The sequence below is a fragment of the Streptomyces sp. NPDC054866 genome, from assembly GCF_053610745.1.
This window is the reverse complement of sequence record NZ_JBSGZA010000001.1, coordinates 1,777,214-1,801,318: the sequence shown is the minus strand read 5'-3', so window position 1 is coordinate 1,801,318 and position 24,105 is coordinate 1,777,214. Positions and strand designations below refer to the sequence as shown.

The 24,105-nt window shown below is 69.1% G+C and carries 24 protein-coding genes; 8 read left to right on the top strand and 16 right to left on the bottom strand.

Annotation, left to right across the window (positions count from 1 at the left end; translation table 11 throughout):
* The first annotated feature begins 13 nt into the window (after positions 1-13).
* Both ACWGI2_RS07780 and ACWGI2_RS07775 read left to right on the top strand, forming a co-directional pair.
* On the top strand, positions 14-1,447 hold the full coding sequence (locus tag ACWGI2_RS07780) for a protein kinase domain-containing protein (RefSeq protein ID WP_453694689.1): 1,434 nt from the start codon (positions 14-16) through the stop codon (positions 1,445-1,447).
* 329 nt (positions 1,448-1,776) lie between these two features.
* Positions 1,777-2,382, top strand: coding sequence for a hypothetical protein (locus ACWGI2_RS07775; RefSeq protein ID WP_453694478.1), 606 nt, complete (start codon positions 1,777-1,779; stop codon positions 2,380-2,382).
* 122 nt (positions 2,383-2,504) lie between these two features.
* On the opposite strand, the gene ACWGI2_RS07770 is transcribed toward ACWGI2_RS07775, so the two are convergent.
* Both ACWGI2_RS07770 and ACWGI2_RS07765 read right to left on the bottom strand, forming a co-directional pair.
* Entirely contained in the window at positions 2,505-3,689 is a 1,185-nt protein-coding gene (locus ACWGI2_RS07770) for a hypothetical protein (RefSeq protein WP_453694477.1), read from the bottom strand.
* The gene (locus ACWGI2_RS07765; RefSeq protein ID WP_453694476.1) at positions 3,686-4,831 is read right to left on the bottom strand and encodes a hypothetical protein; all 1,146 of its coding nucleotides are present in this window, start codon (positions 4,829-4,831) and stop codon (positions 3,686-3,688) included. The genes ACWGI2_RS07770 and ACWGI2_RS07765 overlap by 4 nt, the downstream gene beginning before the upstream one ends.
* A 795-nt stretch (positions 4,832-5,626) precedes the next feature.
* Here ACWGI2_RS07765 and ACWGI2_RS07760 point away from each other — a divergent pair.
* A complete protein-coding gene (locus tag ACWGI2_RS07760; RefSeq protein ID WP_453694475.1) occupies positions 5,627-6,022 on the top strand; it encodes a hypothetical protein in 396 nt (131 codons plus the stop codon).
* A 146-nt stretch (positions 6,023-6,168) separates the two neighbouring features.
* Entirely contained in the window at positions 6,169-6,444 is a 276-nt protein-coding gene (locus ACWGI2_RS07755) for a hypothetical protein (RefSeq protein ID WP_453694474.1), read from the top strand.
* A 130-nt stretch (positions 6,445-6,574) separates the two neighbouring features.
* Here the strand turns inward: ACWGI2_RS07755 and ACWGI2_RS07750 are convergent, their stop codons facing one another.
* Positions 6,575-7,234 carry a hypothetical protein gene (locus ACWGI2_RS07750; protein WP_453694473.1) on the bottom strand — a complete coding sequence of 220 codons (660 nt, stop codon included), beginning with the start codon at positions 7,232-7,234 and terminating at the stop codon, positions 6,575-6,577.
* A gap of 361 nt (positions 7,235-7,595) precedes the next feature.
* Positions 7,596-8,702, bottom strand: a complete 1,107-nt coding sequence (locus ACWGI2_RS07745) for a chitinase (RefSeq protein ID WP_453694688.1) — start codon at positions 8,700-8,702, stop codon at positions 7,596-7,598.
* A gap of 202 nt (positions 8,703-8,904) precedes the next feature.
* Here ACWGI2_RS07745 and ACWGI2_RS07740 point away from each other — a divergent pair, with 202 nt between their 5' ends.
* Positions 8,905-9,645, top strand: coding sequence for an ankyrin repeat domain-containing protein (locus ACWGI2_RS07740; RefSeq protein ID WP_453399131.1), 741 nt, complete (start codon positions 8,905-8,907; stop codon positions 9,643-9,645).
* 7 nt (positions 9,646-9,652) lie between these two features.
* Here ACWGI2_RS07740 and ACWGI2_RS07735 read toward each other — a convergent pair whose 3' ends face one another.
* The 8 genes from ACWGI2_RS07735 to ACWGI2_RS07700 form a co-directional block, all read right to left on the bottom strand.
* Positions 9,653-10,936: a GDSL-type esterase/lipase family protein gene (locus ACWGI2_RS07735; RefSeq protein WP_453694472.1), complete on the bottom strand. Its 1,284-nt coding sequence runs from the start codon at positions 10,934-10,936 to the stop codon at positions 9,653-9,655.
* Between the two features lie 95 nt (positions 10,937-11,031).
* Positions 11,032-11,601, bottom strand: coding sequence for a TetR/AcrR family transcriptional regulator (locus tag ACWGI2_RS07730; RefSeq protein WP_453694471.1), 570 nt, complete (start codon positions 11,599-11,601; stop codon positions 11,032-11,034).
* A 107-nt stretch (positions 11,602-11,708) separates the two neighbouring features.
* Positions 11,709-12,491, bottom strand: a complete 783-nt coding sequence (locus ACWGI2_RS07725; protein ID WP_453694470.1) for an oxidoreductase — start codon at positions 12,489-12,491, stop codon at positions 11,709-11,711.
* 131 nt (positions 12,492-12,622) lie between these two features.
* Entirely contained in the window at positions 12,623-13,201 is a 579-nt protein-coding gene (locus tag ACWGI2_RS07720; RefSeq protein WP_453694469.1) for a TetR/AcrR family transcriptional regulator, read from the bottom strand.
* Between the two features lie 129 nt (positions 13,202-13,330).
* Entirely contained in the window at positions 13,331-14,860 is a 1,530-nt protein-coding gene (locus ACWGI2_RS07715; RefSeq protein WP_453694468.1) for a DEAD/DEAH box helicase, read from the bottom strand.
* A gap of 163 nt (positions 14,861-15,023) precedes the next feature.
* Positions 15,024-15,227 carry a cold-shock protein gene (locus ACWGI2_RS07710; protein WP_100598391.1) on the bottom strand — a complete coding sequence of 68 codons (204 nt, stop codon included), beginning with the start codon at positions 15,225-15,227 and terminating at the stop codon, positions 15,024-15,026.
* Between the two features lie 277 nt (positions 15,228-15,504).
* Entirely contained in the window at positions 15,505-16,713 is a 1,209-nt protein-coding gene (locus ACWGI2_RS07705; RefSeq protein ID WP_453694467.1) for a carboxylesterase family protein, read from the bottom strand.
* Entirely contained in the window at positions 16,710-17,078 is a 369-nt protein-coding gene (locus tag ACWGI2_RS07700; RefSeq protein ID WP_453694466.1) for a helix-turn-helix domain-containing protein, read from the bottom strand. Before ACWGI2_RS07700 ends, ACWGI2_RS07705 begins: the two co-directional genes overlap by 4 nt.
* A gap of 121 nt (positions 17,079-17,199) precedes the next feature.
* On the opposite strand from ACWGI2_RS07700, the gene ACWGI2_RS07695 reads away from it, so the two are divergent.
* On the top strand, positions 17,200-18,312 hold the full coding sequence (locus ACWGI2_RS07695) for a sugar ABC transporter substrate-binding protein (protein ID WP_453399139.1): 1,113 nt from the start codon (positions 17,200-17,202) through the stop codon (positions 18,310-18,312).
* Positions 18,313-18,347: 35 nt separating this feature from the next.
* Here the strand turns inward: ACWGI2_RS07695 and ACWGI2_RS07690 are convergent, their stop codons facing one another.
* Both ACWGI2_RS07690 and ACWGI2_RS07685 read right to left on the bottom strand, forming a co-directional pair.
* Entirely contained in the window at positions 18,348-19,310 is a 963-nt protein-coding gene (locus ACWGI2_RS07690; RefSeq protein WP_453694465.1) for an ankyrin repeat domain-containing protein, read from the bottom strand.
* Positions 19,311-19,387: 77 nt separating this feature from the next.
* The gene (locus ACWGI2_RS07685; RefSeq protein WP_453694464.1) at positions 19,388-20,359 is read right to left on the bottom strand and encodes a LysR family transcriptional regulator; all 972 of its coding nucleotides are present in this window, start codon (positions 20,357-20,359) and stop codon (positions 19,388-19,390) included.
* Between the two features lie 232 nt (positions 20,360-20,591).
* On the opposite strand from ACWGI2_RS07685, the gene ACWGI2_RS07680 reads away from it, so the two are divergent.
* Entirely contained in the window at positions 20,592-21,344 is a 753-nt protein-coding gene (locus ACWGI2_RS07680; RefSeq protein ID WP_453399142.1) for a sulfite exporter TauE/SafE family protein, read from the top strand.
* A gap of 90 nt (positions 21,345-21,434) precedes the next feature.
* Here ACWGI2_RS07680 and ACWGI2_RS07675 read toward each other — a convergent pair whose 3' ends face one another.
* Both ACWGI2_RS07675 and ACWGI2_RS07670 read right to left on the bottom strand, forming a co-directional pair.
* Entirely contained in the window at positions 21,435-22,373 is a 939-nt protein-coding gene (locus tag ACWGI2_RS07675; RefSeq protein WP_453399143.1) for an AraC family transcriptional regulator, read from the bottom strand.
* A 67-nt stretch (positions 22,374-22,440) separates the two neighbouring features.
* The gene (locus ACWGI2_RS07670; protein WP_453694463.1) at positions 22,441-23,364 is read right to left on the bottom strand and encodes an NADP-dependent oxidoreductase; all 924 of its coding nucleotides are present in this window, start codon (positions 23,362-23,364) and stop codon (positions 22,441-22,443) included.
* 271 nt (positions 23,365-23,635) lie between these two features.
* Between ACWGI2_RS07670 and ACWGI2_RS07665 the strand changes: the two genes are divergently transcribed.
* A complete protein-coding gene (locus ACWGI2_RS07665; RefSeq protein ID WP_453399145.1) occupies positions 23,636-23,983 on the top strand; it encodes a DoxX family protein in 348 nt (115 codons plus the stop codon).
* Positions 23,984-24,105: the final 122 nt, after the last annotated feature.

The window sequence follows — 24,105 nt, the reverse complement described above, 5'->3', positions numbered from 1 at the left end:
GTCGACCTCCGCGATCCCGGCTTTACCTGACAGTCCTGAGGCGGCGGAGATCCTCGACGGTCTGGAGCGCGACCGCAAGCGGTTCCTACGCGAGATCCGTACCACCGCACAGCTGGAGCATCCTGGGATCCCTGCGGTTTATGACACGGACCTCGAGACCGCTCCCGATGGCAGCGCGCAGCTCTGGCTCGTCATGAAGCTGCTGCGTGGCTCGACGCTGGAGGCGGTTCTCGACCGTTCGGATTACGCCGACGCGGCGCCGACCGTGGCGTGGGCGGCCTCGATCGCGGCACAGATCGCGGCGGTGCTGGCCGACGTGCACCGCGTCGACATCGTCCACCGCGACATCAAGCCCTCCAACGTGATACTCGTCAACGGCGGCCTGGTAAAGGTCCTCGACTTCGGCATCGCCATCCTCCGCGGCGCGGGCGCGCTGCCGCGTCTGACCCAGATCGACAAGACCGTCGAAACCCCGCCCTACATGTCTCCGGAGCAGTGTCTCGGCAAGGCGGTGACCGTCGCCTCGGACATCTACTCGCTCGGCTGCCTGCTCTGCGAACTGCTGACTGGCGACGTGCCTTTCCACGGGACCGACAGCATGCCGCTGCGGGCCCACCACCTGCAGACACCTGCCCCCTCTACCCAGGGACGACGAGCAGACATCCCGGTCGCTCTTGACGCGCTGCTGGCGTCGATGCTCGCGAAGGACCCGCAGGAGAGGCCCTCCGCAGAGGCCGTCTACGAGGCCCTTCTGCCCCTGGCATCCGCCCCGAGCGATCCGACTGCGAGCGGCGACGAGAGCCGAGACCCGACGCGCCCCTTCCGCCGCCCCCTCTTAGCCCCGGCCAAGCAGCGGGAGCAGCCCTCCGCCCGAGGAAGGCTCACCGATGCCGAGGCCGTAGAACTGCAGGCCAACGTTCGGGTACTGCTGGACAACGATCACCCCTCCGAGGCCATCCGGCTTCTTGAGGACGGTGTCGCCCGCGCTGCCCACGACCCGTTCCTGGACCTGCGCCCGCGCCACTTCCTCGCCGCCGCACATTTCTACGCCGGCGAGTACACCCGCGCCGCCTCGCTCTTCCAAGTCGTCGGCCGCGACTACCACAAACATCTGCCCTCAACCGACTCGTACGTCCTGGACTGCGCCTACCACGCAGGCCACGCGTACGCAGAAATCGGCAAGCCGGACAAGGCACTGCCCCAACTCCGCTTCTACGTACAGAACGCCGACGCCTCGGCAAGCCGCGACACCGCAGAGCAAATCCGCGAGTCGCGCTTCGTCATCGCCCAGATGCTCGCTGCCTCCGGACATCAAGACGAAGCGCTGGCGGAGCTCGAAGCGGTCCGGCCCCTCCTGGTCGTAGCCTTCGGAGCCGACTCAACCCAGGTACGCAACCTCGACAAGCAGATCAACCGCTTCAGGGGACACGTTCAAGGGGAAGACTGATCAGGCGCTCGCTCGTGTCAGTGCGGCTGCCGAAAACGTCGTCCATGCAGCTCACAAGTGTGTCCGACGGTGCGGCAGGTTGAGCACTTGTGCTCCTTCGTCCCGCCTATCTGACCGTCACCAATATGTTTGCCGCCTTGCGGTAACTGCCGATGAGCGACCGGGACAAGGACGTGGAGATCCTTTCCCCAGTCGGGGGTCGTCGGGCTCCGTGTTCGGCCCGGCCCAGCCGCCGCATCCCGGCCCGCTTCCAGCGGCGGGTCGATGTCGGGGGTGGTCTAGCTGGGCAAGGACGCCCGCCATGGCACTTGCCGCTAGCGTGTCTCGGCATGGGCGTGGATATCACGGTGCTGGTCGTCGACTGGGCGCACCTGAAGCAGATCCCAGCGGCGGATCGGCTCGAGGTGCTGCAGGAGTCGGCGTATTCCGACGAAGACGCGGACGCGAAGAGCGACACCGCCTACGCGGGGTGGGTCTGGCCGGTCGAACCGGAGCGACGCTGGCTGGGCCGGTACGAGTTCGACGGCACTCTCGGCTCGTACAAGCCGCACTTCAGGTCGGCCAATGCCTGGGATGACGTCCGCAAGGACGTCCCTCCGGCCCAGCGGACGGCCGTCGACGGCTTCCTCGCTGGACTCATCTGGTCGGGCCCCGACCCGCATGACGAGGCCGACCACACCGACGACGGCGTTCTTCCCTCCATGGTCGGCCTGTGGCGGTCAGGGCCGGTCATCGTCCGTGCCCCGCAGACCGTGGCCCGCCTCGTCCGCACGTGGGGGTCGGCGTCACCGGTAGTGCCGCAGCTGCGCGAACTCTGGGGAGTCGACGCACCATCGCCGAGCTTCGAGGACTTCAACCGGCTGGTCACCGAATGGGGCGAGGTACTTGGCGAAGCCCACCGGCGCGGCTGGGGCGTCATCGGCTTGCCGATCTGAGGCAACTGGCCGACCGCCGCGGTGCACGTCGGCGGCGTGATCGGCTGGGTCAGCCAGATCGCGCCGGAGAGCGGTCCTGACTTGGATCTGCGGCGGAATACGGCACGGCGGCCGGGCTGAAGTCAGCGGCTGCTCTCGCCCGGCCTCGGCATTTTCAGCTTCAGCGGGCCGCAGCCGAGGCGGGCGGCTTCGGCCTCGACGTAGCGAGGGAAGAGGGTGCGCAGGTCCGCGCTCGTCGTCCCGCCCTCGTTGGCCTGTACCAGGAACACGGTCTCGCCCGCCTGGCAACGGGCCCGGAAGACACCGAGGTTGGGGCCGAGGCCGCCGTAGCCGGAGGTGGAGCGTACCCGGTCACCCTCGTACAGCGCCTTCCTCGTGAAGATCCCGGCCAGCCGCGGGTCCTCCACGGTCATCATGCGCTGCTTCGGCTGCGAGCCGGCGATGTCCCGGTCGCAGGTACGCACCGGTCCGTGCCCGTCGGTGATCATGGGGTACTTGGTCGGCTTGCGCTTCTTGCCCAGGGTCAGGCCCTTGATGCCGCAGAGCGCGTCCGGCTTCTCGGTGTGGGTGTAGCGAGCGGCCTTGGGCAGGCGCTCGACCGGATCGGCGATCGTGCCGGTGCAGCCCAGGTCGGCGCTGACCTTGTTGGCGAGCTTCACGACCATGCGGGCCATCCCGTCCCGCTCCTTGGTACGCGGCTCCATGTCGGTGATCCAGCTGCCCTCGGCGATGTCCACGACGGTCGGCCCGTCGAGGTCACCGGGGCGGCCCAGGCAGCCGTCCGGGATGGCGAGCCAGGCGCGGTTGTCCGAGGCCATGCCGAGGAGGCCGCCGCCGAGCGGAGTGAGGCGAGCGGAAAGGAACTCGTCGGCCCACCTGCCGTCGTCGCCGGCCCGGTCGTCCAGCCGGTGCACGCGGGCGGTGAGCGCCCATTCGTCGCCGTCGCTGTTCGTCAACTGGCAGTTGCCGGTGGGGCCGTCCAAGGAGCGCGCACCGTACAGCACCGGCGCCTCGACCGCCTTGACGTCCTCCGGCTCACGGAACATCGGGGCCAGGTCGTCGCGGGACAGCGCGCCCCAGCACACGTCGTCCGGCGCGAACGGCCCGGCCTGTGCCTGCCAGGCCATGCCGCCGACGCCCAGCAGCACCCCGGCGAGACCCGCGGCCACCAGCGGCCGGACACGGCCGCGCAGCAGTCGACGCCAGTTCCACTGGTGGTGCCGGCGCCGACGCCGCTCGCTGAGCAGTTCCCGCTCGGCGGGCAGGGGCTGCTCGTAGCGGTTCGGCTCGTTCTCAGTGCCGCTCACCGTGCGGCTCCCTTCGGGGCGACGGGGGCGCAGCCCAGGCGGGCCGCGGCCGCGTTGGCGAAGGCGGCGAGATGACCGGAGTCGTTGGAGGCGCCCATCAGGAAGGTGGCGGTCCGGTCGGCGCAGTCGGCTCGTACGATCGCGTGCTTCTCACCGATAGTGCCCGTGCCGCGCCAGCCGCGGGCCGCGGGGCGCTCGCCCACGATGCCGTCGAAGACCGCGGCCAGTCGCGGCTGCGCGACCATCGCCAGGTCCAGGTACGGCACGTCGTCACGATCGCCGCGGACGCTACACGTCTGCAGGTCGCGGGTGACCGCGCCGGTCTGGTCCTCGATGTCCTCCGTGCCGAGACGCAGGCCGCGGATGCCGCAGACGTCGCCAGAGGCGCTGAAGATACGCTCCTCCTTGCCCGGCAGGTCATAGACCGGCGAGCTGACCCTCAGCGGCTCGTCCGGCGCACAACCGGCCGCCGCCATCCCCCGGTTGGCCGCCGCGACGAGAAGCACCGCCGCCTCCCGGGCGCCGCCCAGGCCGGGCGGATCGTTCTGGGTGTATGAGGGGCCGCTGGAGTACATGCCGGACGCCTCCATGGTGACGACGGTTGGCCGACCGTCCTCCGTATCGCAGGACTTCGGGAGCACCAGCAGGCCGCCGCGCCCGTTGACCGTGCCCGGCAGGCCGTCCGGGAGCGCGACCATGTCACCGCCCAGGAAACCGTCCTGCACCATCGAGAGCCGGGCCTCCGCAGCCTTGGGGACCGGGCCGTATTCGACGGACACCCGCTGGTCGACGGAGACCTTGTCGCCGTCGTAACTGCTCTTGTAGTCACTGTCGATGGCGATCTCACAGCTGCCGGTCGGGCGCTCGCGGGTGGGCGCCGCCTCCTTGGCGGTGCGTGACCCGTCGTCATCGTCGCCGAAGGCCTCGTCGCCGAGGAATTCCGGGCCGCTGTCCGCTTCCCAGGCGCCCCAGCAGTAGCGGTCCTTCGGCCACGGCCAGGTGTCCGCCGCCCACGTACCGAGCCCCGTGCCCGCAAGTGCGAGCACCAGCGCGGATATCAGCAGCAGCCGACCGCGCCTGCTGTGCGGCAGCGCACGGCGCAGCCGACCGGGCGCCGCGGGCGCCTCGTCCTTCTCACTCACCCCGTGATCCCCTCCGACGGCGGAGTGTATCTCTGTCAGGAGCAGCTCACCTCATCCATAGCGAGGCCTGGCGGCTACTCCGCAGGGGGGGCACTACGCCGGACCCGCACCGCGACCGAGGCCGCTACGGCAAGTCGTATGTTGCCGCGACCGTGACCCGCCCACCGGACAGCCGCTGGTCGCGCCCGTTCCCATCTGCTGGCAACCCCGCCACGGGTTCGAACCTCGCGCTACAGAATCAATGGCCGCACGTACGGGGTGGAAGAGCTCACAGACAACCCTGAGGTAATTGAAACGGCCTTGAAGATCTGCAACGGGATCATTCCATGATGTACAACCTGCTGGTTACCGATGCAGCGGCACCTGCCAAGCTTGCACCCGTCCTGGCGTCCGCGTTCAACGTCAATGTTCGAGACGTGGACGTTGCCGACTCCCTCGGCGATCCCGACCTGCGGAACTGGGAAGCTGCCGTGTCGTGTGAGTACAGCCCCCTTCGCGGGAACCTGTCGCGGGCCTTGGAGATCTACTCCCAGAAGTCCGTCACCAACCCTCCCTCGGAATCGGCACTGGCGCAGCAGGTCGCCGCGGCAACGGGGGCAGTGGTCGTCTTCCCTGCCGAGGAGGATCTACCGAGCGCCTACTGGGTGGCCCCCCGACCACCACTTCACGCGGGCACGCCTCTACGAATCCGACGACGAGGAGCCCGAATACCGCATTGATGCCGTTGAGTCCCCGGTCCGGCAGCCGCCGAACGTGCGAGTCATGAGGATCCCGGAGGTCGTCAGGGAGTTGAAGATGCCCACCCCGATCTCGGACAGCTTCGACGAACAGGTTGACGTGCGGTCCCTGGCTCCGGGAGGTCCGGAGTGGAGCGTTTCGGATCGCCTGGGAGCCTGGGAAAAACTCGTCAGCCATGTGGCATCGGGGTGGGCCGGTTCGGGGTGGTACCCCCCGGATCTGTACCGGGAGCGACTCCAGGCTCGCGACGGTCTCGAGGTCTTCCCAGCGCAGCTTCCTCCTGCCGCGATGGCGGTACTGCAACGCGGCCTTCAGCAGTTGGACAGCGCCTATGTGGGGCTCACGGCGGAGGACGGGCAGGGGCTGCTGGCAGGGCTTCTGCTGGGGCCGGAGCCGCAGAGTGTGCAGTTGGGCTGGTGGTGGCGTCGTCGGCCTGAACCACTGCCCTGGTAGTACCAGTTGGACACATAGGTGGCACCGCCGTACGCAATTTCTCGAAGGGCTCAGTCAGGTGACCGGCAACTGGACCTTTGCGAGGAGTGGAACAACCTCTCCGAGGAGCCCATGGGCCGAAGACCGGATTCACAGCCGTCATCTATATGGACAAGCTCGGACGCGACGAATTGCGCTACAGCTTCACGGTGATGAACGGCGCCCTCTTCATGAAGACGGTAGGGATCTACGACTACGGAGATTCCGGGGAGCGAGGCGGCTATGCGGACGCGTGGCGCATGGAGTCGTACGACTTCGCTCCGGACGGAGTTGCGGTACAGGAAGTTGAGATCGAAGACGAAGTGTCCAGCGAGGGCCGTCGAGACATCGATATGAGCAGCAACTGGGAACCTCTCCCCAGTTCGGCGCCTACGACTCCCTGATCCGACGCGAACGGTGAACAGCGGCACCCACTGAGCCGAGGCCGATTGCTGCGGATCGGCAGCTTCCGCGTCGGGAGGGCCCTGCACTTCGCGCACCTGCACGGCATCACCACTGCGGCGATCAGCAGCCCTAGCGCAGAGGCCGCCAGGCAGGATGCCGCATCAGGGGTTCGCTCGGGTCCGCCCACGTCAGACAGCCCTTCTCCAGCCCCGGCACCTGCCCGTCGGTGACCAACGGCCCCCCGCCGTAGATGATGCCGTCGGCAGTCTGCTCCAGCAGATCAGCGATCGAGGCAAAACAGACACCGCCGATGTACAGGCCCGCCATCGCATCCCAACGGCCCACGGAACCCGGCGAAACTGCGGCATCGACGTACCGGCCGAACACGCCTCCCTCCCAATGCTCGCCCAAGAACGGCACCCACTGGACCCCCGGCAGCGTCATCTCGCCTGCAAAGCCACCGGAGCGAAGGCGCGCCTGGACAGCCCACTCCGGGGACAGCAGATCCCCTTCCGAGATGAACCCATGCGGGTTGAGGTCTCCGTCGTCCTCGTCTTCCTCTGGCAAGTCAACGGTCTGGAGCCCTCCACACAGCGACCACAAGGCTTTCAGCTCGACCGGGAAGCCGTGCCCGGCGTAATCCCGCAGCTGCTGCTCGGCCGCAGCGATCTCCTCCGGCGAAGCGGGCGGCAGCAAAGCCTCGCTCGACAACGGAGCGTGCTCCGCCAGCCAACCACTGATCCGCCCCCACGCTGCTGCGACCCTGCCTACGTTCATCTGATCAGACACGCAGGCCACACTAACCACCTAGGCAACCCGGCCATGGGGAAAGCCCCAGGAGCCCTCTCCATGGCCGACAGAGACAGGGAGAGCGATTGTGGCAAGCGGGCGGGCATGAACCGGGAGGCCATGTGCTGGGTGTTCCTCAACTAAACCACTGGCGAGCAGATCCGTCCCACCGGTACTGCACCACCACCATTGCCCGCCCTGCCAGCGCCAACCCAGCACGGTACGGATAACCAGGGGCGACAACAGGTGACGACAGGTCAGGAAATCCAGCACCGATCCAGCACGGGCACGGAATCGGGGCCGCACCCCGAAAGGTGCGGCCCCAACTGACCTACACCTTTGCCATACTCGGCAAATTACGCTAAAGCAGCCGCTTCACGTTGTCGCCGAACGTCCATCCCTTTGAGCCGTCCCAGTTGATGGACCAGGTCATCAGGCCCTTCAGCGCGCCCTTGTAGTGGTTCCATGCCTGGGTCACCAGGCTCGGGGGCATGTAGCCGCCGCCCGCGCCCGGTTGGGCGGGCAGGCCTGGGACCTGTTTGTCGTAGGGGACCTTGATCGTGGTGCCCTGGATGACCAGGCCCTTGTTCAGGCAGTCCGTCTGGGCGATGAAGCCCTGGACGGTTCCGGCGGAGTAGGAGTCGCCGGAGCAGCCGTACATGCTGCCGTTGTAGTACTGCATGTTGAGCCACCAGAGGCGGCCGTTGTCCGCGTACTTCTTGACGATGGGGAGGTACGCGCCCCAGATCGAACCGTACGCCACGCTTCCCCCGGTGACGTACGCCGTCTCGGGCGCCATCGTCAGGCCGAAGTTGGCGGGCATCCGGGCGAGGACGCCGTCGATGATGCGGACGAGGTTGGCCTGCGAGGCGGAGAGCTGGTTGATGTTGCCGCTGCCCACGAGGCCGGTCTCGATGTCGATGTCTATGCCGTCGAAGTTGTACTTCTTCAGGATCGGCACCACGGTCTCGACGAAGCGGTCGGCGACCGTGCTCGAACTGAGGTCGATACCCGCCGTCGCGCCGCCGATCGACATCAGGATCGTGGCGCCGTTCGCCTTCGCCTGACACATCTCGGCCGGTGTGGCGACCTTCACCGTCGAGTCCATGCCGTCCTCCCACAGGACGGTGCCGTCGGAGCGGATGACGGGGAACGCCGCGTTGATCACGTTGTAGCCGTGGTCGCGCATGCGCGTGTCGGTGATCGGCGTCCAACCGAACGGCGGGTGAACGCCGTTGGCGGCTCCGTCCCAGTTCTCCCAGTAGCCCTGGAGCACCTTCCCGGCGGGCTTCGACTTGACCGCACACGTTTCGTCCTGCGTGGCCCGGGCGTGGTGGGCGGCCTGCTCGGGCTGGGTGGTGTCCTGGTCCTGGCGGCGGTCCTGTGAAGCCGCGTTGCCCTGCGCCCCGTTGCTCTGCGCCGCGCTGCTCTGTGCAGCGCCGACGAGCATCAGCATCGCGAAGACCATCGCCAGGCCCGCCGCCAGGAAACGGGACCGTGCACGGCGCGGGGTGTGGGGAGAGGTTCGGGATGACACGCTTACCTCCTGGACTGTCGTGCCTGGAGACGTAAGTAGTGCGACGCGCCACACCGTAAAGAGGTCCAGACCTGCCGTCAATAGGTCTGGACCAGCCCCCCCCCAGTCCGATCAAGCAGGAGGTCTTTCTTTCATGGACTCCCTCAACTTCCTTGACCCGCTTGCCGTTTCGGTGACCGAGGCCATCCGGAAGGGTGACGTCCCCGCGCTGGGTCAGCTCCTGGCCGACCGGCCCTCGCTGGCCACAAGCCTGATCAGTCAGGACGGTCCCGCCGCAGGCCGGCGGAGTCTCCTCCACATCGCCACCGACTGGCCCGGCCACCACCCCCACGCCGGGGAGGTCATCGCCACCCTCGTCGCCGCGGGCGCCGATCCCGACGCCCGCTTCGTCGGCGCCCACACCGAGACGCCGCTGCACTGGGCCGCCAGCAACGACGACGTCACCGCGCTGGACGCCCTCATCGCCGCGGGCGCCGACATCGAGGCCGACGGCGCCGTCATCGGCGGCGGCACCCCGCTCGCTGACGCGCGCGGCTTCGGTCAGTGGCGGGCGGCCCGCAGGCTTCTGGAGCACGGCGCCCGCGCGGACCTCCAGGATGCCGCCACTCTGGGACTGCTCGACCAGGTCGAAGCCTTCCTCGCCGCGCCTGACTCCCCCACACAGTCCGCGATCACCAGCGCCTTCTGGGGTGCCTGCCACGGCGGCCAACTCCCCACCGCCAGACTCCTGTTGCAGCAGGGGGCGAACGTGAACTGGATCGGCTACGACGACATGACACCCCTGGACATCGCCCGCGCGCAGGACGCCGATGACGTCGTGCAGTGGCTGCTCACCCAAGGGGCGATGGGGCGCGCCGACGTGTCCGAGCCGTAACCCGTCCTCAAGCCCCTCGGCCCGCGAAGGCACCGGAGCCACCGGCGACACCGGAGCCATCGGCGGCTCCGGAGCCACCGGCGGCTCCGGAGCCACCGGCGGCTCCGGAGCCACCGAAAGCACCGTCGTCCGCTGCCGCAAAAGCCAGCTTCGCGAAGCGTTCGCCCATACGGCGATGGGTCGCCGCGTCCGGGTGTATCTGGTCGGGCAGCGGAAGCTCGGCCGAGTCTGCCTCCCCGTACAGCTCGCGGCCGTCGAGGTAGTGCAGATTGGGGTCCTCGGCCGCCCGCTGCTCCACGATCCGGGCCAGCTCCTCGCGGATGATGCCCAGCGTCAGCTTGCCGCTCGCGCGCTCCGCCGGGTCGCCCATGGCCCGGAACTGCAACCGCCCGGAGCTGAGATCGCCGAAGTCCGGCGCGCTGGGGCCTGGCGTGTCCTCGTGGATGGGGCACAGGACGGGCGAGACGACCAACAGCGGTGTACGGGGGTGGCCTTCACGGATGGTGTCGAGAAAGCCGTGGACGGCCGGACCGAAGGCGCGCAGGCGCATCAGATCGGCGTTGACCACGTTGATGCCGATCTTGACGCTGATCAGGTCGGCGGGGGTGTCACGCAGGGTTCGGGCGGTGAACGGGTCGAGCAGCGCGCTGCCGCCGAAGCCGAGGTTGATCAGCTCCACACCGCTGAGCGACGCGGCGAGCGCGGGCCAAGTGGTGGTGGGGCTCGCGGCGTCGGAGCCGTGGCTGATCGAACTGCCGTGGTGCAGCCACACCTTGTGGCCCCGGTCCGGTGCGGGCTCGACGGGAGCGTCGGTGCGCAGCGCGATGAGTTCGGTGGTCTCGTTGTGCGGCAGCCAGATCTCGATGTCCTTGGCACCGTCGGGCAGTTCGGTGAAGCGCAGGGTGCCGGCCGGGCCGGACCGGCGCTCGACGGAACCGTTGGTCATGTCGATGGTCAGGGTGTTGCCGCCGCTCACGGAGGCCTGACCGGCCAGGCGGCCGTCCACGAGCAGGTCGTACAGGCCCTCCGGGCGGGGCGGTGCGCCCACGTAGACGCGCTTGGTGGGCAGCGTGTCCAGTTCGACTGCTGTGGCCCGGGTGCGGAAGACAAGGCGTACTCCGGACGGCTGGGATTCCGCCATGGCCAGCTGTCCGTCGGCGCACTGGGCACGGGCCCATGCGGGCAGCCGGTGCGGCAGGACGCCGTGCGCCGTGTCCTCCAGATCGAGGGCACCGCGCAGGAGGTCCGCGGTGATGGGTGTCGTGATCCAGTCGTACTCGGTGTTGTTCATGGTCTCCGCCCGCTGTTCAAGGTGCGTCAAGGTGTCTGGTCGGACCGGCCCGCTCGGGCATCGGCCCGCTCGGGCATCCGCCCGCTCGGGCACAGTCATGACGCGGGCCAGTTCCGCAGCAGGGCGTCAAGGGCATCCAGGATGCGCGTCCACGTCTCCTGCGAGTCGGGCTCGCTGTGGCTGAAGCCCCCCGCCATCTCCAGGCTCACGTAGCCATGGAAGACGCTGCCCAGCATCCGGACCGCGTGGGTCTGGTCGGGTTCCGTCAGGTCATAGCCGCGCAGGATTGCCCGCGTCATCTGTGCGTGCCTGACGCCCGCGCTGGCGGCGGCCGTCTCCGGGTCGAGCCTCAGCTGGGCCGCGGCGTAGCGCCCGGGGTGCTCCCGGGCATAGTCGCGGTACACGTCGGCGAACGCGGTCAGTGCGTCCTTCCCGGCGCGTCCCGCCAGCGCGGCGGCGCCCCGGTCGGCGAGCTCCTCCAGGGAGAGAAGGGCGATCCGCGTCTTGAGGTCCTGCGAGTTCTTCAAGTGCGAGTACAGACTCGCGACCTTGACGTCGAACCGCCTGGCGAGTGCCGAGACGGTCACCTGCTCGAAGCCGACCTCGTCGGCCAGCTCCGCCCCGGCCTGAGCCAGGCGCTCCGCGGTCAGTCCTGCGCGAACCATGACCTGTCCTTCCTTCGGCATAACCGATTATGCCGCTACCTAATACTCTTAGGCAAATCGGATAGCCGTACAGGAAGCCGCGCAGGAGCCTAGTCGTCACCCATCGTTCAGACCGTCTTGACCGTGCCCCCGTCGATCACGTAATCCGCACCGGTGACGTTGCCCGCCACATCCGAGAGCAGGAACGTGATCAGTGACGCCACCTCCCGGGGCTCGGTGATCCGCCCGCTGGTGATGTTGAAGGCGTCCGGGATCTGCGCGAGGAACGCCCCGTGCTCGGCCCCGGCACTGGCGGCGACCTTGCCCCCGAAACCGTCGGGGTCCTCCCAGATGGCGGTGCGCACCACGCCGGGTGAGACGGTGTTCACCCGTACTCCTCGCGGACCGAACTCCTCGGCCAGCGACTTACCCAGGGAGGTCAGCGCCGCCTTGGCCGCGCTGTAGGCGACGGGACCGGCCGCGGGGAGGCGGGAGTTGATGGACGAGACGTTGACGATCGCGCCGCGGCGCTCGATCAGACTCGGCAGCGCGGCGCGGGTGACGCGGACCGCGCTGAGCAGGTTGAGGTCGAAGACGCCCTGCCACTGAGCGTCGTCGGTGTCGAGAAAGCCGACCGGCTCCACGGCGTCACCGGCGCCGACGTTGTTCACCAGCAGATCGACGCCGCCCAGTTCGGCGAAGGCGCCATCCATGAGTGCTGCCACCCCTTCCGGGGTGCCGAGGTCGGCCGACACCGCGAAGGCTCCGGACTCCTTGAGCTCGGCGGTGATCGTGCGGGCCGCGCCCACGACGTGCACGCCCTCGTCGATCAGTGTCCTGACGGTGGCCAGGCCGATCCCCCGACTGGCACCCGTGACGACAGCGGTCTTGCCCTTGAGGTCGAGCTTCACGCTTCCTCAGCTCCTTCGATCAGACAGTTCTTTAACTACAGGTACAAAACATGGGTACACGTCGGCATCGAACGCCCAGCCAGCGAGGCGCCGAGACACCAAGGCGCGGGCGAAAGATGCAGATGACTGAATCAGAGAGAGTCGACCGTCGCGTCGATCACCCTGGAGAGACGCTCCGGCCCTTCCACGACCCGCGCCATCAACCGCAGTCCGACGACCGTGGTCAGCAGCAGGCTTCCCACCGCGCCGGCGTCACGGGCGGGACTGATCTCCCCCGCCCGCTGCCCCTTCTCCACCAGCGCGGAGAAGGCCTCTTCAGTGCGGTCGAACATGCGCCGCACGAGATCGGCCGCCACCTCGTCCGTCCCGGCCAGCTCCGCGGCGGTGTTCACCGCCATGCAGCCGCGCCGGTCCGGATCGGCGAGGTCCATCTCGACGAGGAGCCACAGCGCCGCACGCAACCGCTCCTTCACGGGCCCCGACTCCTCGAGCATCTCGATGAGAGCCACGGCTTGACTGTCGCGGTAGCGGCGCAGCGCCCGCTCGAACAGGGCGTGCTTGCTGCCGAAGGTGTTGTAGAGACTTCCCTTGCCGATGCCGAGCGCGTCCACGAGGTCCTGGGGCGTGGTGGCGGCGTACCCCTTGCGCCAGAACACGTCCATGGCGCGCTCGACGGCGGCGTCCGGATCGAACTGCTTCGGCCTTCCCATGATCAGGAGCCTAGAGCGTTCTTGACCCAGAGGTCAAGAACCGCTCAGGCGGAACTGATCGCGCGGGACTACCCGCGCGCAAACCGATCGGGCAGAACTGACCGAGCAGAACTCATCGGGCAGAACCCATCAGGCAGCGCGACGCACCCGTGCCGCCTTGCGGGCCTCCGCCATCTCGCGGGATTCGGCCGTACGGCGAGAGCCGCCGCCGGAGCGGCCGGGCTGCCCCGGGCGCGTACCCATGCCGCGGAAGGGGGCGCCGCCACGCTTGGGGCGCTCCGTGCTGGGCGCGCTGCCGGCGATCGGCACACCGGACGGGGCCTTCGCGCCGGTGATGCGGCTCAACTCGGCCTCGCCGGAGCGCACTTGGGTGATCTGCGGCCTGATCCCGGCGGCGGACATCAGACGGTTCATGTCGCGGCGCTGGTTGGGCGTCACCAGGGTGACGACGCTGCCGGACTCACCGGCGCGTGCCGTACGGCCGCCGCGGTGGAGGTAGTCCTTGTGGTCGGTGGGCGGGTCGACGTTGACCACCAGGTCGAGGTTGTCGACGTGGATGCCGCGGGCCGCGACGTTGGTGGCCACCAGGACCGTCACCGCACCGGTCTTGAACTGGGCGAGGGTGCGGGTGCGCTGGGGCTGCGACTTGCCGCCGTGCAGCGCCGCGGCCCGTACGCCGCTGCCCATCAGGTGCTTGGTGAACTGGTCGACGGCGTGCTTGGTGTCCAGGAACATGATCACCCGGCCGTCGCGGGCCGCGATCTCGGTGGCGGTCGCCATCTTGTCGGCGCCGTGCACGTGCAGTTCGTGGTGCTCCATCGTCGTGACCGCACCCTTGGAGGGGTCGACCGAGTGGACGACCGGGTCATGGAGGTAGCTGCGCACCAGAAGGTCGACGTTACGGTCGAGCGTGGCCGAGAACAGCATCCGCTGGCCGTCGGGACGCACCTGGTCGAGCAGTTCGGTGACCTGGGGCATGAAGCCCATGTCGGCCATCTGGTCGGCCTCGTCCAGGACGGTGATGCTCACCCGGTCCAGGCGGCAGTCCTTGCGCTCGATGAGGTCCTTGAGGCGTCCGGGCGTGGCGACGACGACCTCCGCGCCGGTCCGCAACGCACCGGCCTGCCTGCCGATCGACATGCCGCCAACCACCGTGGCGATACGCAGCTTCAGCGACCGGGCGTACGGAGTGAGTGCCTCGGTGACCTGCTGGGCGAGCTCCCGGGTGGGAACGAGGACCAGGGCCAGGGGCTGCTTCGACTCGGCGCGCCGGCCTGCGGTGCGCACGAGGAGCGGGAGTCCGAAGGCGAGGGTCTTGCCGGATCCGGTGCGGCCCCGGCCCAGTACGTCCCGGCCCGCGAGCGCGTTCGGCAGCGTGGCCGCCTGGATCGGGAACGGCTCGGTCACGCCGAGGCCGGTGAGCGTCTTCAACAGCGGGGCCGGCATGTCGAGTTCGGCGAAGGTCTCCGCCGCCGGCAGACCCGGCGTGATGGTGACCGGCAGGGCGAACTCGCCCTGGGGAGCGGCGGGGCGGCGTCCCTGGCCGCCGGAGCGGTTACCGGGCCGGGGGCCGCCACCCTTGCGGGGGTTGGCACCGCGGGGGCCGCCGCTGTTGCGGGGATTGGAATAGCGGTCGTTCGTGCGAGCTGAACGGTTCATGGAGAACCTTCCTCGATATGGCACGCATCGAGGAATTCTCGGTGAATTTCAACCGAACGAATTGCAAGCACGAGCCGAATAAAAGACAAAACTTCTGTAAACAGCAACGAGCTGGTGCCCGCACCGTGAGGTGCGGGCACCAGCGTCGTCTTACGCTTCAGCGTCAGGCAGGAACGATGTTCTCCGCCTGCGGGCCCTTCTGGCCCTGAGTGACATCGAAGTTCACCTTCTGGCCTTCCTGAAGCTCACGGAAGCCCTGGGTGGCGATGTTCGAGTAGTGGGCGAAGACGTCGGGGCCGCCACCCTCCTGCTCGATGAAGCCGAAGCCCTTTTCCGAGTTGAACCACTTCACGGTGCCAGTAGCCATACTAAATATCTCCTTCGGGGCAAGCTCCGGGACCCGCACTGTGCGAACCCCGGCGTCGCCACGTTGATTGCCCCGTCCGGGAAAACTTCTCCCGGAAATACAAAAGTGCCCGGCGGAATAGATCCACCAAAGGCACTTGAAGTCTTATGGGAACCACAACTGCAACTACGATCAACAGTAGCACGAGATGGGCTTCACGGCACGAGCAAGCGCTACATATTTCGCCCGACCGGCCCAGGGCCCGCACCACATTGCGGAAATTTGTGGACCTCTGGTCTCACCGGAGGCGGGAAATGGCCCCCCGGCGTCCGGGCGTCCCGGTGCGGGCGAACGCGATCCAGGCGGTACGCAGCTTCGAGCCGAGTGAGTCCACCTCCTCCCAGGGCACGGCCCCGAGCATCGGTGACGCCCGCCACGCCTCGCGCGAGCCGAAGAGGAGGGGGAGTTCGAGGCAGTGGGTGGCGCCGAAGGCCGATCCGGCCGGGCGCCAGTCGAGGCGGTACGTGTGCACCTGGGCACCCGCCCGTGCCGCGCGCGCCCCGAAGAGGGAGAGGGGCTCTTCGTAGACGCGGCGTGTCAGGTCCGCCGGGTCGTCCCCCTCGCCGGGGAACGCCGTCATGTCGTCCAGGTTCCAGCCGTACAGGATGTCGAGGCCGCGTACGTGCTCCTCAAGAGACAAGGAGGGGTGGGCTGCCTCAGACAAGGAGGAGTGGGCGGCCTCTACAGGGGTGAACGCCGGTTCCATCGTGCTGCCGGAGCGGCTCAGGTTGGCCAGGGCGGTCTCGCGCTGGGCCGCCAGGATCGCGGACACGTCAGCGGTGCGCGGGTCCGTGGCGAGGAAGTCGGCGAAGAGGCGGCCGAGGATCTCGGCGTCCTTGCGGGGGCGGGCCGCGAGCGCGAGCGGGGCGCTCTGGAGGATCGCGCGGCGGAAGAGCCCCTTGGCCTCGGGCATGTCGAGGAGGAGGCGGATGGAGAGGGCGCCGGCGGACTGGCCCACCACCGTGACGTTGCCGGGGTCTCCCCCGTAGGCGGCGATGTGCGCGGCGACCCAGCGGAGGGCTTCCAGCTGGTCGTACAGGCCGAGGTTGCCCTCGCTGATCCCGTCGAGGCAGAGGTAACCGAGCGCGCCGAGACGGTAGTTGACGCCGACGACCACCACATCGCCCTGGGCGGCGAGCGCGCCGCCGTCGTACCAGTCCATCAGTCCTGCTCCGCTGCTGAACCCGCCGCCGTGCAGCCACACGAGCACCGGGCGTGCCGCGGCGTCGCGGGCCGGTGTCGTGATGGACAGGTTCAGGCAGTCCTCGCCCTGCGGGTGGCGGTCGAGGGGCGGGCCCATCACCGCGTCGAGCCTGGAGGGCAGCTGCGGGCAGATCTCGCCGCTGGAGGGGCGGGGGTCAGGGTGCGGCACGGGCCGTGGGCGGGCGAAGCGCTCCGCGGTGGCGTAGCGGACGGGTCCGGTGCGGATCATCGTCGGTTCGGTCATGCGTCGGCGCCCTCCCTGGCGAGTACGGCTGCACCGGGCGCAGTCTCCGGCACCGTACGGAACAGCGCCACCGCCCCGGCGAGACTGATCCCGTACATGCCCACGAGGCACCAGGTCACGCCGGCCGACGTCGATGCGCCCCGGCGCCCGCGCTCGAAGAGCGTGACGCCGAGGGTGTCCTCCAAGTCATGGAGGCTCAGCGTCGCCGCCGACTGCGTCACGTGCGGCTCCGCCGCGGCCCCGACGACACTGCCCTGCGGGGAACCTCCACACGGCGACCCTGTCCGCGGCGATCCTCGCCGCACATTGCGGGCTCCGCCGTTGTCACGTGTAAATACGGGACAGTTCAAAACCGAAACGCACATTCCATTGCAATCTCGTTATGCATTGACTCCTTGACGCCGGGAACACTGCAGGGTTGGCTTTCAGCCATCTCGGACCACAACGAAGCGGTCCGATCGAGGAAGTGGGCGAATGAAATCCCGTATGCGTGAAGCCACCGTCGCCGTATCTGTGAGCGCCCTGGCACTCTCGCTCGCCGCATGCGGCAGCCTGCTGGACTCGGACGACGACGGAGAATCACAGGCCGAGAGGAAGGGCGACGCGGTCACCGTCGGCCTGCTCCTGCCCGAGGCGGAGACGGCCCGTTACGAGAAGTTCGACCACCCCATCATCGAGAAGCAGGTCGAGAAGCTCACCAACGGCAAGGGCAAGCTCGTCTACGCCAACGCCAAGGGCGACGCCGCCAAGCAGAACGGCCAGCTCGCCCAGATGGTCGCCGACAAGGTCGACGCGATCCTGGTGAGCGCGGTGGACGCGAAGAAGCTCGCGCCGGCGGTCAAGAAGGCGAAGGAAGCGGACATTCCCGTCATCGCCTACGACCGGCTCGCCGAGGGACCCGTCTCCGGCTACGTGGCCTTCGACAATGAACTGGTCGGCCAGGTCCAGGGCCAGGCGATCCTGAAGGCGCTCGGCGGCGGCGACCGCCAGAACAGCAAGGTCGTCATGATCAACGGCGCGCCGACCGACCCGAACGCCGCCGTCTTCAAGGAAGGCGCGCTCTCCCAGCTCCAGAACCAGGTGGACATCGCCAAGTCGTACGACACCGATGGCTGGAAACCGCAGACGGCCGGCACCCACATGACCGACGCGATCACCGCGATCGGCAAGGACAACATCGCCGCCGTGTACTCCGCCAACGACGGCATGGCGGGCGGCGCCATCAAGGCGCTCAAGGCCGCGGGCATCACCGACCTGCCGCCGGTCACCGGTCAGGACGCGGAGCTGCCTGCCGTGCAGCGCATCGTCACGGGCGAGCAGTACATGAGCGTCTACAAGCCCTACCCCGAAGAGGCCGTCGGCGCCGCGGAGATGGCGGTCCGCATCGCCCAGGGCCGCATGGTCGAGTACGACGCCCTGGCCGGGGACAGGTCCGAGAACGCCACCACGAAGAACATCCCCTCCCTCCTGGTCTCGGTCCGCCCTCTGACCCGGGACACCATCAAGTCCACGGTCATCAAGGACGGCATCTACAAGACCAAGGAGATCTGCACGGCCGAGCTCAAGGCGGCGTGCGCGACGGTCGGTCTCAAGGGCTAGGCCGATGAGCGGCTACTAGGCGGCTGTCGGGCCGCTCAGTGCCAGTAGCCGCGCCGGGGCAGCTTGAGCCAGTGGTCGGGCGGGCCGGTGACGGCACGGGCGTCGGTCAGCCGCAGGCCGGCGTAGGCACACGAGTACGCGACGGCGTTGTGGCGGTAGAGGTACGAGGCGAGGACCTCCTCCGAGGAGTCGTCCTCGTCGGGGCCGCCTCCCGGATGCAGGTCCGAGCCTTCTATGACGCCGTCGCGGACGATGCTGCCTTGGTTGCCGCTCTTGGGGTTGGCATAGAGGCCGTAGCAGACGGTGCCCGCCGAGAGCAGGGTCAGCACTCCGGACATCTGCGGTGCGTACCCCCACGGTTGGGTGATGACGCAGCCGCCCGGTACGTCGGTGGCGCCGACGATCTGCAGGGAGTCGTCCATGTCGTACGACTGGAGGTCCTCCAGGAGGGTGTCGAGCTCGGGGTCTTCATAGGGCTCGGCCCCGAGGCGGCGGGCGGCCTCGGCCGCTTCGATCCCGGCCACGCACGCCAGGCCCGTGCCGTCGTAGTAGAGGTCGCCCAGAGCCGCGGTCAGCCGTCTACCCTCCGTCGCGGCGGCGGACTCCGCCGGGGTCAGGCCGCGCTCGCCGGCCGGAACCATGAAGAGGTCCGGGGTCGGCCCCGCCAGGCTGAGCCGCCCCGGGGACCAGTCCGCCAGCACGGTCCGCCACGGGTCGGCACCGGCGGCGGCCAGCACACGGGCATTGTCCGCGCGGTCGGCAAAGACCGCGTCCCAGAGAGCGGTGCGGCCCTCCTCCCCCACGTCGACGTCATCGACGCGGCGGGCCAGTTCGGCGACCACTTCCGGTGAGCCGCACACGGCCGCCCGGTGCAGAGGGTGGCCACCGCCCCACACGTTCGGGTCCGCCCCGCGCTCCAGCCGATCCCGTACCAGCGCGTGGTCCCGCCAGCCGTCCCAGCCGAGACCCGCCCAGCCGTCTCCCTCGACAACAGCCATGCCACTCCCACTCCCCCCTCATGACCCATGGTGGCCGCGGCCTCTGACTCGTGTCGTCATCGGCCACTTACTGAACGCTACATACGGCCACTGACAATCCCCTCCGACTCCTTCGGCTCCTGTGCAGCCTGCAACGTCTGCGACGCCTGTTGGGGGATGCGCGCGCCCGGGCAGTTGTGGCTGACCGTTTCGGCGAAGGCCTTGGCCAAGGGGGACAGCGCGTCCCAGCGGCGTACCGCCCAGCCGGCCCACAGAGTGGGCAGTTCCGGGATGGGAATCAGGTGCAGGTCGGGGTGGCCGGGACCGCGCCAGCCCGGCAGGTCGGGGACGATCGCGTGGCCCAGGCCGAGTTCGGCGAGCAGGAGCGCGGTGTCCCAGTCGGCGACGCTGGTGTCGGAGGCCGGGCTGATGCCGCGCTCGGTGAACCAGGCGTCCAGACGCGCACGGGACGTCGTGCTCTCCGGAAGCCCGATGAGCTGGATTCCGGCCAGATCGGCGGTGGTGATCAACGACTTGGTGGCCAGGAGGTCGTCGCGGTGGACGGCCAGCACCCAGGGAAGTTCGATGACGGGGCGCTGCTCGATGCCCTTCACCGGGGTGCCGAGAGTGATCCACGCCAGGTCGAGGCCGCCCGCAATGAGGGCGTCGAAGCAGCTGCGGCTGGAGTGCGCCGTCTCGAATTCGAGGCTCACCTGGGGATGGCGCCGGCGGAAGGCCACGATCGCGTCGGACATGAAGTGCCGCACCGTGGTGGCCCCGGTGGTGATCCGCACCGAGCCGCCCTCGCCGTGCACCAGGTCGCTCAGCCGGCGCAGAGCCTGGTCGATGTCGCCCAGACCGCCTGCCGCCGCGTTCTGCAGGAGCTGTCCGGCCGGTGTGGGGACGACCCCGCGCGGGTGGCGTTCGAGCAGGCTGAGCCCCAGCTCACGTTCCAGGCGCTTGATGTGCTGGCTGACCGCGGGCTGCGTACAGGAAAGGTCGCGGGCGACGGCGCTGAGGCTGCCCGTTCGGCAAACGGCGACGAAGACACGCAGGTCGTCAAGAGTCATGGAGAGTGAAGCTACAGCTTGGGGGTCTGCAAGGAAATCCGAGGATTGACTTGGGTGTTGGCCGAGCGAGACGATCTTTCCGGGCCCAGGGCGGCAACCCGGCCCGGTTCCACGCGTCATCCGGAGGACGTGGGGACCGTGCCGGGTGTCGACCCGCCGGCTTCGTACCAGACTCCGTCCCGGGCTGCCCGCACTCCGGTACGCCGACCGTCCCGGGGAGGGCGATCCATCCATGCAAGCACTCGAAGCGGTGGCCATAGGGGCCGCGGCTGTCGCGGCAGGCGGCATCAACGCGGTGGTCGGCTCCGGCACCCTGATCACCTTCCCTACGCTGCTCGCCTTCGGGTACCCGCCCGTGCTGGCCAACGTGTCCAACACCATCGGCCTCGTCCCGGGCGTGATCAGCGCCGCGTACGGGTATCGCGCCGAGCTCAAGGGCCAGCGGTCCCGCCTGATCAGGCTCGGGCTCGCGGCGCTCCTCGGCGGTGTCGTGGGAGCTGTCCTGCTCCTGAAGCTGTCCGCCGACACGTTCCGCTCCGCGGTGCCGGTGCTGATCCTGCTCGCCTGCGTGCTGGTCCTGTTGCAGCCGCGCCTCCAGAAGTGGCTCGCGCGGCGCGACGGCCGCGGCCGTGCGGACGGCGGTGTTCCGCTGTGGTCCGGTGTCATGGTCACCGGGGTCTACGGCGGCTACTTCGGCGCGGCCCAAGGGGTGCTGCTCATGGGCCTGTTCGGGTCGTTCCTCCGTGATGACCTGCAGCGCCTGAACGCCGTCAAGAACGTCCTCGCGTCCATCGTGAACGGCGTCGCCGCGGTCATCTTCGTCGCGGTGACGACCGTCGACTGGACGGTCGCCGGAGTGATCGCCCTCGGCGCGACCCTGGGCGGTCTGCTCGGCGCGAGAGTGGGCCGCCGTCTCTCACCCGCCGTGCTGCGCGGGGTCATTGTCGCCGTCGGTGTGACGGCGGCGGTTGCCGTGGCGCTGTGAGAACCGGCGTGAGTACCGGTGTGAGCGCCAACCGCCTCGGCGCCATCAGCCATCCATCCAGCAGCCGGCGGGCGACTGCCTGCCGGCCGCCTAGGCCGCCCTGCTCCTGCGTCGGTAGCCGCCCGGCGCCAGGCCGTACTCGCGCTTGAAGGCCTTGGCGAAGGCGAACTCCGAGCCGTATCCGGTGCGGGCGGCGACCGTCGTCAGCGGGGCGTCGGACTCGCGCAGCATGCGGGCTGCGGTCGTCATGCGCCAGCGCGTCAGATAGGCCATCGGCGGTTCGCCGACCAGCGCGGCGAACCGCCGGGCGAACGCGGCGCGGGACAGACCGGCCCGCGCCGCGAGGGACTCGACCGTCCACGAGGCCGCGGGATCGTCGTGCATGGCCGTCAGGGCGGGCGCGACCGCCGGGTCGCCCAGGGCCGCGGCCCAGCCCTGCGCGGCAGTCGACGGCTGATCGTCCAGCCAGGCCCGCAGGATGTAGAGGAGCAGCGAGTCGATCAAACCGGGCACGATGCCGTCGGAGCCGATACGCGGGTTCTCCAGCTCGGAGCCGAGGAGTTGGACGGCGGCACTCAGCTCCGGATGGCGGCCGTGCCGTGTGGGCAGATGGATCACCTCGGGCAGCTGGCGCATCAGAGGATGCTGTCGCCCCTGGTCCAGGTGGTAGCTGCCGCACAGCAGCCTGGTCTCGGCGCCCTCGCCGCCGAGTGTGATGGATCCGATCGGTGAACTCCCTTGGAACTGCTCGCTCTTGCAGTCCTCGGGCGGGGTGGAGGGGTGGTCGGCGAGGATGTGGCTCCGCCCGCCGCGCAGGAAGATCACGTCCCCGGGGTTCAGCGGAATCGGCTCCAGGTGCGGGGGCGCGTCGGGCAGGGGGACCAGCCAGCAGGTCCCGTACAGCACGACATGGAACCCGGCGCCCGCGACGGACGGCAGCCGCAGGCCCCAGGGGGCGCGGCCGTTGGTGCGTACGGACGCAGGGTGCCCGGTACGCATCGAGGCCAGCGCCTCGGTGAGGATGTCCATCCGGACTCGCCGCCCTTCCTGATGCCGCTTACCGTTTGCCGCTTGCCGCCCGTCGCGGTCGGCGTTTTCAGACCGTCAGGACAATCTTGCCCTGTACGTGTCCCGCCGCGACCAGTTCGTGTGCCTTGCCTGCCTCCGCGAGCGGGAACGTCTCCTCTACGTAGGGACGGATCCGCCCCGCGTCGATCAGCTCGGCGAGCGCTTCGAGCCCCTCGGAGTCCGGCTCGACCAGGACACCGGCGAAGCGACGCCCGGCGGCCTCGACACGTGTGGCGAGCTCCCGGTCGCCGTGTTCCAGGACGCTGATGAGTACGCCACCGGGGCGCACCACGCCGAGCGAGCGGTCGCCCTGGGCCGTCGAGTCGAGGAACACGTCCACGTCCTTGACGACCTCGGTGAAGTCGGTGGTCCGGTAGTCGATGATCTCGTCGGCGCCGAGGCCTCGTACGAAGTCGTGCCGGCCCGCGCTGGCGATCGCGATCACATGGGCGCCCCGCGCCTTGGCGATCTGCACCGCGAAGTGGCCGACACCACCGGCCGCCCGCTGGATCAGTACCCGGTCGCCCTTCTTGATGTCCGCCGCCCGCACCAGGCCCTGCCAGGCGGTCAGCGCCGCGAGGGGGACGGCAGCGGCGTGCACGTGGTCGAGTGAGGCGGGCTTGCGGGCCAGGTGGCGGGACGGCACGGATACGTAGTCGGCGTACGCGGTGGCGGCGCGGGGGAAGAGCGGCATCCCGTACACCTCGTCGCCCACCGCGAAGACGGCCCCGGCGCCCGCCTCTTCGACCACTCCGGAGATGTCCCAGCCCACGCCGAACGGCGGCTCGCCGAGCAGCGGGAAGGCACCGGACCTGACGGCCACGTCCGCCGGGTTGACGGCGCTGGCGTGGACCTTGACGAGGACCTCGCCGACCAACGGCTTCGGCCGTTCGGCCTCCACGACCTCGAGGACCTCGGGCCCGCCGAAGGACTTCTGGATCACTGCGCGCACGGTAACTCTCCTGGGTTCGTCCGGCCTGGGTTCGTCCGGTTGATGTCTCGACCCTAGGGAGATCGAATGAGCCGCAGAATGGCCTTCTGTCTCGCCCACATGTCCCTGCGTCTCGCCAGCAGGCATCCTCGGCCATACGTGTCCCAGGTCACACATCAGCTGGCGCCCGCCGGTCACATTCCCTCGCCGCGACCCGTCAGAGCAGTGACGCACTCAAGACGTCCGGTCGGAGCAAGTCCGGCCGGACACCCGCCCGATGGGAGCATTCCTGATGTCCACCGCCTACGTTGTCGTCACCGTCCTGGCCGCCGTCATGGTGGGTTTCTCGGCCGTCTCCGTCTTCCTCCGCGCCAAGTGGGTCGTGGAGCCCATGGCCGACTACGGCGTCCCCTTCTCGTGGCTGCCCTGGCTCGGCGCGGCCAAGGCCGCGGGGGCGGCGGGTCTGCTGGTCGGACTGTTCATGCCGGTCATCGGCGTCGCCGCAGGGGTCGGCCTGGCGCTGTACTTCACCGGCGCCGTCGTCACCGTGATCCGGGCCCGTTGGTACGCACACATTCCCTTCCCCCTGCTGTACGCGGCGCCGGTGGTCGGCGCCCTGGCTCTGGGCTTCGCCGCCTAGTCCCGGGCGCAACTTCCGTACCACTGGCATTACTTGAAGGGTTGACTGAGCCCTGACAACCAGTATGGTCTAGGCCAATGAGTCGACCGAGGCGCCCGGTTGTCTCTCGCCCCTCATCCCCC